Here is a 1,661-nt window from a genome sequence, read left to right on the forward strand (position 1 = left end):
TCATGGTATAAAATGCCAATATTTTAGATTAAACGTGTTGGAAAAACTCGCTTTGCTCATGTAAATAAAAACGTTATAAAGTATTATAGCGAGCTTAGTAAGTGGATATACACTTACGGTAAAAAGGGTTCTGTTGCGAAGTCAAAGATTGATACGAAGATGTCTTAAAAGAATTTGAAATTAATTTTCCAAAAAATATAAATCATGATAATTAATTTTAAAAAAAAGGGGGATTGGGGGACACCACCAAAAATAAAAATATTCGTCTGAAACGAACAAAAATAAAATTGGAAATTTTAGCTTTTGTGAGTGAAAGATGAATACTTTTTACTGTACTTGGGTACCCAAGTGCGAAGTTCACTAAAGACACTAACCCCCTATTTTGAGCTTTTAGAGTTGACAGATATTTGTGAGGTTGACAAGATGAAAATAATTGAAAATCGTGAGAGAAGTATACAGAAAAAATTTCGTGTAAATGAAAAAGAGAACGAAAGAATTAAATTGATGATGAGAGAAACTGGCATCACTAATTTTTCTATTTTTGCTAGACGAGCTTGTTGCAATAAAGAGATTTTTTCTATTGATTTTTCAGAATATAAAAATATTATTTCTGAAATTTCTGCGACAAAATCTGAACTAAAACGTATCGGAAATAATATCAATCAAATTGCTAAACATTTAAACGAAAATAAAAATAATCAGACAAAAGAATGGATGTCTGATTATCAAAAGCAATTAGAAAATTTGGAAGAAAAAATTCAAAAAGTGGTTCATTTTATTTCAGAGGGGGAGTAAAAATGACAGTGATTTATATGCCAAAACAATCGAACGGAACGGTTCATTCTTCAAAAGATTTAAACCAACTCATTGATTATGTGATGAACCCTGAAAAAACAAATGACTTTGAATATGTTTCCGCTCAAAACATTTTAGATATTCATTCAACCTGTGATGAAATGTTAGCGACACGAACAATGGCTATCGCTTTAAAAAACAAGCCACGAAAAAATGAAATTTACGGTTATCATTTTGTCCAATCTTTTTCTCCTGATGACCATTTAACCCCTGAACAAGTTCATGAAATTGGTTGTAAAACCATGAAAGAATATCTCGGAAATTCTGCGGAATTTATTATTGCTACTCATACCGATAAGCCACACCTCCATAATCATATTGTGCTTAATGCAACTGACCCTTTAACTTTAAATAAATTTCAACAAAACAAAAATGATTTAGAACGATTGAAAGAAATTTCTGATAGAATTTCTAAAGAATATGGTTGTAAAATTATTGTCCGTCCTGAACAAAAACTAGGGAATTCTCACAAAAATTATTTGGTCTATCTTGCTCAAAATTCTTACCGAAAAGAGATTAAAAACAAACTTGAATTTTTGATGAACCATTCTCACACTTGGGAAGATTTTAAAGAAAAAGCAAGTGCCTTAAATTTAAAAGTGGACGATACTAAAAAATATACCACTTATCTTTTAGAGGGAAGCGAACAAACCAAAAAAATTAGAGATAGAAGTTTAAAAAATGATAAATTTTTAAAAGAAAATCTCAAAGGCACCAGATGGCCCGGCTGTTCGGCGACCGCGGGCACCGGGTGCACGTCATCGGCATCGCCCCCGTCGCCGAGGAGATCCGGCAGAAGCTGCCCG

General features: G+C 32.2%; 2 protein-coding genes. Both read left to right on the forward strand.

The annotated features are described in order from the left end of the window. Nucleotides 1-309 precede the first annotated feature (309 nt). Nucleotides 310-795, forward strand: coding sequence for a plasmid mobilization relaxosome protein MobC (mobC, locus tag ABZY44_RS37640; RefSeq protein ID WP_356662047.1), 486 nt, complete (start codon nucleotides 310-312; stop codon nucleotides 793-795). Nucleotides 796-797: 2 nt separating this feature from the next. Then, nucleotides 798-1,661, forward strand: an 864-nt coding sequence (locus ABZY44_RS37645; RefSeq protein WP_356662049.1) for a relaxase/mobilization nuclease domain-containing protein, incomplete at its 3' end; no start/stop codon positions are given.

Source organism: Streptomyces sp. NPDC006544, from assembly GCF_040611715.1.
Lineage (GTDB): Bacteria > Actinomycetota > Actinomycetes > Streptomycetales > Streptomycetaceae > Streptomyces.